Annotated in this window: 6 protein-coding genes and 1 pseudogene; all 7 read right to left on the bottom strand. The window is 37.2% G+C overall.

Going from position 1 to position 6160, the window contains the following annotated elements:
• Positions 1-121 precede the first annotated feature (121 nt).
• Positions 122-1051 carry a transporter gene (locus WBN20_RS13035; RefSeq protein ID WP_424282010.1) on the bottom strand — a complete coding sequence of 310 codons (930 nt, stop codon included), beginning with the start codon at positions 1049-1051 and terminating at the stop codon, positions 122-124.
• 55 nt (positions 1052-1106) lie between these two features.
• A complete protein-coding gene (locus tag WBN20_RS13030) occupies positions 1107-1517 on the bottom strand; it encodes a hypothetical protein (protein WP_424282009.1) in 411 nt (136 codons plus the stop codon).
• A gap of 428 nt (positions 1518-1945) precedes the next feature.
• On the bottom strand, positions 1946-2494 hold the full coding sequence (locus WBN20_RS13025; protein ID WP_424282008.1) for a YSC84-related protein: 549 nt from the start codon (positions 2492-2494) through the stop codon (positions 1946-1948).
• A gap of 92 nt (positions 2495-2586) precedes the next feature.
• A complete protein-coding gene (locus tag WBN20_RS13020) occupies positions 2587-3435 on the bottom strand; it encodes a hypothetical protein (RefSeq protein ID WP_424282007.1) in 849 nt (282 codons plus the stop codon).
• The gene (locus WBN20_RS13015; RefSeq protein ID WP_424282006.1) at positions 3428-4327 is read right to left on the bottom strand and encodes an AraC family transcriptional regulator; all 900 of its coding nucleotides are present in this window, start codon (positions 4325-4327) and stop codon (positions 3428-3430) included. The genes WBN20_RS13020 and WBN20_RS13015 overlap by 8 nt, the downstream gene beginning before the upstream one ends.
• Positions 4328-4331: 4 nt before the next feature.
• Entirely contained in the window at positions 4332-5657 is a 1326-nt protein-coding gene (locus WBN20_RS13010; RefSeq protein ID WP_424282005.1) for a vanadium-dependent haloperoxidase, read from the bottom strand.
• Positions 5658-5659: 2 nt separating this feature from the next.
• A pseudogene (locus WBN20_RS13005) lies at positions 5660-6160 on the bottom strand (hypothetical protein); the annotation flags it as partial.

Here is a 6160-nt window from a genome sequence, read left to right as displayed (position 1 = left end):
GGTGGAATTTGTGTAGGTGGAGGTCCCCAAGGTGCATGTGGAGGTATTGCAGTATCCTCTACTTTTATTATGGATGGTTTAAGTGGGGATTTATCTTTAACCTAGATTAACAGCCCTTGTCTTATTTAAAAACAATAGACCATGCTAAAAGCACGGTATTAGTGGTGGCACCAACATCTTTCAGGGTTTTGGAATAAACATATGCTAATTTAAGACCTTGATTGCCTGCAAAACTAGCTCCAACGGAAGCCGCACCAACAACATTTGCTCTTTGGTCATCATTGAATTGCTGGTTAACTACAGAAGACGCTCCTTGGTTGTATCCCGCACTTAGTGAAGCCCAAAAGCGTTTCTCAAATTGCCTTATAAGATGGGTCTGAAGGGCAAAAAGTGCCCTTTGTTTTAATTCACCATCATTAAAAAAATCATTATTCTTGGAAAAGAGTACCAGGGAGCTTGTAAGTTCATATGACCAGGGACCCCAATAATGAACCATTCCTATCTGCGGTCTTATAACGAAACGGTTACCCCCCAGATTTAATAATTGATCATCAGAGTATTGACCAAAAGGCAGGGATACAGACAGAGAAACACCAAAGGTTGTGAAAACCGGGTTGGCAGCCAGGTATTCTTGTAATTCTTTAGGCCCTGTGGGTGGGGGTCCTGTTAAATTTAAGGATAATCTCACTCTCGGATCTGCGAAACCAGTTCTGTTAGCACTCTCGGCGACACCATCCAAAAGACCTTCCCAACGGGAAAAAGAAAAAGGAAGTAATACGTCTACCCGTGCCAATTTATTACCCAATCTAAAGGGACGGATATAACCGGCAACAAACCCATTACCTGTATAAATTACATCTTCAGCTCCTAAGACGGGATCAAAAAAGACATCGCCGGAATTATAGGCATATCCTGCGGCTATAACATTTACACCCAAAGGAATGGACGACCACCTGCGGGGTTCTACATCCTGCGTATAGCCTTGCTGCAGATAGAGCATAACGCAGCATAATAAAATACATCTAAGAGTTAATGGTTTTTTATTCACCATAGGTCACTGGTAAGCTTAAATATGATTTTACTTCTTTATTTTTACCCGGTACTTGTTAATCATTTTTTATCCCCCATCTTCTATAGGCCGACCTTAGAAATTCTCCATAAATTTCCTTATGTATTTCAAATTGTTCCGGAGTGAGTAAATCTTCTAATTCTTTGTCCTGTTTGGCCAACAAAATGTTTAATTCCTTTTTAAATCTCTCTGGCGAATAACCTTTATCCTTATCATCTAACCTTGCGATCTTGGCTACATAGTAAACAATAATACTGCTGTATTGGCTCATTTCCTCCTCGTTGAGATCCATTCTTTTAGCTTCATCCTGGAACCAGAGTTGAAGATTATCCTTTTCTTCCGAGGAAAAAATTTCAACTTTTCTTTCTTCCTTACTAAGCTCCTGTGCCTTGATATTAGAGAACATAAGAAGACAAGTAATACATAAAACTATTTTAATTTGAGTCATAGAAAATTGGTTTTAGATGATTTTTGAATAGGGGTATAATGATCAGTATAAATTTTGTTAGACGCTCGTATAATTTTTACCAGTTGTATTTATGGGGATTAATTTAAACTTCCCAATTACAAAAATAAACATATAAAAGGATTGAATAAATGGATAACGCAAACTAACTGATCTTGTTTTATTTCCTAAAGTAAAAATATGCAGTTAACTGAAAGAAGTAAAGATTTTCTAGCACCCCAAAAACCTACTTGGACATCTACCTGTCATCCATAAGAATTGAGTGAGTCTTCAAAAAGAACTCATATGAGTAGCATGGATTAAGCATAAGCAGTACCTCAAAAAAAAGTATAGAAATACCAATCGGGATCTGTTGATCACATTTTCGGAAGATGCCGGTTGGTTAAGATGGCCACTTCTTATATGTCTGTTTATTTCACAGGATCAAAAGTAAATTTCTGTCCACCAATAGACGCTTCATACATTAGCCCACCTTTAACATGGGTAAAAATAGCTACGCCATCCTGGTAGGGGGCTACAGCCGCTCCGCCTTCCGAAATGGCTACTGCCGATGCTTGAGCGCCAAATTTAAATTTACCACCTGTAAAACGGTCATAGGCAGCTTTATCTTCAAAGAAAATCAATTCGCTAAATTGCTGACCCCCTGCCTGAAGTCCAAAAGAAGCCTGCCCTAATTTAGATTCGCCAGTAACAGAACTTCCCTGGTACACTAATCCTTTACCTCCGGCACCACCTATACCAAGGCCTGCTTTGGTGATTTTTGGAAATATAGCATATCCATAAGCCTTTGTAAAATAGGTATCAAGTTTGGGCGCATCCTTTTTCATTTCAGTAATTGCCTCTTTACAGTCGCTCTCTAACTCAGGATTCCAACCGGACTGAGAATAGGTTGTTGAAGAAATTATTAAAGACAGAAATAAGGTATAAATTGGTAATTTAAGTGAGTGTGAAGTTTTCATCGAAATATTTTTTAACATTTATAGAAGGTCAAGATATAAATTAAATTAGTTAAGGCCCAATAATTCTTAATGTTCGCAATTGGTACAGGTACTTATAAGTTGTATAAATAAAGATTTCTCCCCTTTTTATTTAATTCCTCATCTGAAAGCAGCAGTGTTTTATTAGTAAGGAAAGAAACAGATTCCAGTTGTGTTCTAATACCCAGATCAATTGTTTTTAGTTCCCCTTTAAAGAAATTTGAAAGATCAAAATTTGTGAAAAGCCATAATTTACCGTAGCCCAAGAGGGCTATGGTTTTACCGTCCTGGGAAATATCTGCGGCTGTTATTTTACAGGTGGAAAAATCTGTACAGGGAATAAATTCTCCCAGGTACGAGGCTTTATAGTTCCCCTTTTTCGCTGGAATTCTGTATATCAAGGCATTTCCGTTAAATGGATGAGATCTGTTTTTTGTGATAAGATAAAGACTGTCTTTAGCATAAAAAATAGCCTCTGTGTCAAAGTGTAAATTTTTCTTTTTAGGGGGAAATTTTTTTTGTTCAGGAAAGTTGAATTCTATGCGTTCTGCTTCAATCTTGTCTCCTTTTTCCTTATCCGGATCGGGTATTTTATATATAACCAGGTCTTTTCTTTTATTTGCGTTATTTCCTGTATCAGCTATATAAACATTACCATCATTATCCCGGGCCATATCTTCCCAATCCTTGTTTTTAGCATTTTTTACTTTAAGCTCCTTTATGATCTTACCCTTAGTACTTATCTGATATATTTTGTCTTCGTTTCCGCCGTCATTGACAAACCATACGGTTGAATCTTTTCTGACAACCATTCCCGAATTCTCTTTAAGCTTTTTGGGAAGTTTTGTTATGTAGGTGAGTTGTCCATAGTTGGAACAGCTTATTAAAAAGCTAAATAATAAGATGGCTATATATCTAGTCATCTACATTTTTTAGAGGCAAGTAAATCTCTGCTGCCCAGGTTAGTGCATCACCACCCATATTTGGGTTATTTTGAAATACTTCCACAGGTAGTCCAGTAACTTCAATATCATTTTTAGCGGCATAATCCATAAGGGCATACCAGGCTCTGTCTGAAGTTATGTAATTACCGTTATAAACGGCCTTAAGCGCATTTCTTGAATTGAATTGCTTATACTTTAAGTCTGGATGCTGAGGCAGAGAATCCGATTTAATAATGGGATAACAAAAATCAAATTGTATGCTATCTGTTTCCTTGTCCCATTGGGTGACCTCTAAAAAGGGTCTTCCGTTTAACTCAATCCCATTATTAGCAAGGATTGTATTTAGTAGAGGATAATTGTACATCATACCCTTTGCTTTTCCAAATTGAGTGGTCTTCACAGAAACATAGGCACAATAAGTTGACGACAATTCACTCTTACCGGTTACATTAACCCTAAACTTATCTATATGTTCATTTAGTTTTTCATTAAAATCTTTAACTGTACTTATGGTTCGTTTTTCAAAATCGGTATTGAAAAATGGGATTGTGATTTTGTTTTTAAAACTATGATCAAGATCATTTACATAAACCTTTACCTCTGAAGTAGAATCTGTTAGTGGAATAATATCCCATTGATATAAATAAGTAGAATCGTTAAATTTTATATTTTGTTCCAGCTGAGTTAGACCTTCCTGATTCACTAGTTGGGCATCTTCCAGAGTAGAATTCCAAATTTTTAAAGATTGATTAATAGTCCCGGGAAACGTCCTTGCTTTAAAAGTTACGAGGTAGTCATAGGGTTTTATAAACAAATACCATACAAGGCCTATAAGTAAGAGAGGTAGTAAAACTAAAATGATTTTTTTCATATACCTAATTTGTCATTGTAAGGTTTTCTAAAACGAACTTTCCTAAATCCCTTCCTTGTTTTACTCCAACCGCCACAGCTTTTCTGTAATGAATACCTCCGTACATTCTGCTAATGGCTGCCTCATCTGCCGCTTCATTAAATGAATTAAAACTTCTTGAGGGTAATCCATAAGGCACTTCAGTATCATCATCAAAGTTGAAATTCTCACCAAAAATTTCGGTAAGTGCCGTTGCAGCTGCTCCGGAAACTACGCTATGCCCACTGGTGTACTCAGGAAATGGGGGAGTTTGTAATACAGGCTTCCAGTTTTCGTCAATATGTTCGTTGATCAGGGTTTCAGGCCGGATAAGGTTACTCCTGTACTTCTCATCCCAACAGCTAATAAAGGCATCGGCTATGGCCATGGAGGTTTTGGTATAGGCGTATACGGTTTTGTTAAAATCACTATTTGTGTTTTTTGCAGCTATTTTAGCGATACCAATCCAGTGAGCTCCAGGGGATATTTTCTTAGTAGCGAACATTAAATGACCACGAGTCACGGAAACATATGGATTACAATCCCAGAACTGTGCTATGGCAATTTCTTCGGAGGTATCTCCCTTTTCGGTAATTTCCATACTTATGTCATATACTTCTTTAACTTCTTTGTAAAATTCTGAATCTTCTTCCATAGAAAAAGGTGGGGGAGGAGAGGGGATAAACTGGTTTGACGAGTCTATCACAAAGGGGCGTATTTTATTCCAATGCGGCTCTATCCCATCCATATAAGCAGGAGGAGTGGGTTGCCATCTAGAGGGGTCATCCGTATCAACTGTAAACTTAGGCATTGTCCTTGTCTGCTTATAGTTGTCACTATTCATCCATTCCACAATATGCTCGGCCACTTGAAGACCGTAAGTTTTTGAAGCATTAAATTCTTTTGAATTTTTAGATTCCCAAATCGTGTATAAACTATCTCTGAAAGCCTTTAGTTTATCTTCAGAAAAAATAACTCTTCGGCTTACATCCATATGAGCTATTAAGGCAGCTAAAGAATAATTTACGGGTTTGGAGGTGTCTGGTTTAGGAATAGCAGTTAGTTCATGCGCCTGGCCTTCCAATGAGTTGTAATTGTCATCATTCAGCGCTATTATTTCATAGGCAGCTATATTAGGATAGGCATAGATTCGGCTGGCAACAGGGGGAGAAAAAATATCATGTATCATTATCTCTGTGACCTTGTCAATAGCCATATGCAGTTCATTTGGCGTAACAACAATGGGTTCTTCGTTCTTATTGCAGGCCACAAGAGTTCCCAGTACCAGCAATACTCCTAATGTCTTCTTCATTTTCAGTTATGTTTTATTAATTCATATACGCGGGCCTTCTCGTTATTAAAGGTTACCAGTAAATAAGGTTGGTTGTTTAAAGTAATTATATTAAGATGACGTGTTGATTTTTGAGAAAGGTCCATGCCCATCTTATGTCCCAAAATTACATCATTTTTACTTTTTATCATAGCCCCCGGAAAAGCACCAAAACGTCCATGATAAGGTTTAACCCCGAAAAAATTCCCTGCTGCTAAAACTTCTTCAGTGCCATCCTGGTCAAAATCGTAAACAAGAAAATCCATAATAGGAGCCAATTGTAATTCATATTCAAAAGGCACAAAGGTATATTTACCATTATTATTCTCAAGATATCCTGATCTCAATTCTGATACGTTTAAGACAATTGAGTTATCCAATGTTTTTTTATCAAATATCTGATCGATGGTTTTGCCTGCAAAATCGCGATAATTAGTAAATTGTTTCCGTAACTCAACTATTTGACCCGCAATACCATCTAATCC

Origin of the sequence: Eudoraea sp. (assembly GCF_049665975.1) — a bacterium.
GTDB lineage: Bacteria > Bacteroidota > Bacteroidia > Flavobacteriales > Flavobacteriaceae > Eudoraea.
This window is presented reverse-complemented; position numbering and strand designations above follow the sequence as displayed.